This is a genomic window from Acinetobacter sp., assembly GCF_036666595.1.
Lineage (GTDB): Bacteria > Pseudomonadota > Gammaproteobacteria > Pseudomonadales > Moraxellaceae > Acinetobacter.
Genome location: NZ_JAVWVO010000064.1, coordinates 1 through 522 on the forward strand (window position 1 = coordinate 1; position 522 = coordinate 522).

Below are 522 nucleotides of genomic sequence, written 5' to 3' on the forward strand. Positions count from 1 at the left end.
CGCCTATTAGAAGCCCCAAAACCTAATATGACTACGTTTACCGATCAAGAATTAGTGCAACCCAGCATAGTCAAACCAGATCCCGAACCTGACACAGCAGAAACTAAACATGACGGATTGACTACTCCCGAGCAGAGGGAAAATAAGCGGATTCCAGTACCGGAGCACGTTGAACAGGAACCGGAGAAAAGGGGCTTTTGGAGCCGTTTTTTTAGACCCTATGATTAACCACGATTGTTTAACTGATATGAACAAAGTCGTGGAACATTGATTAAATAATAGGCGTGGAACGTGAAAAATCATAAAAAAAGCCCACCAGAGGGTATGTGGGCTAAAATCATGTAACTACAGCATTGATTTCTATAGATAATTATAACGCATTTCGTATAAGGTGTATTATGTTAATTTTAGAAATTATTTAAAATAATGAATTAGAGGATTTCATGGCTCAATTTCCAAATCTACTTACTGAATTACATCAATTAGAATTTGATTATGCTGATGGGGATGGTATCGACTTCG

Annotated in this window: 1 pseudogene; it reads left to right on the forward strand. The window is 37.9% G+C overall.

The window, feature by feature from the left end:
- Nucleotides 1-228, forward strand: a pseudogene (locus RR876_RS16760) (DNA-binding protein); the annotation flags it as partial.
- Nucleotides 229-522 lie beyond the last annotated feature (294 nt).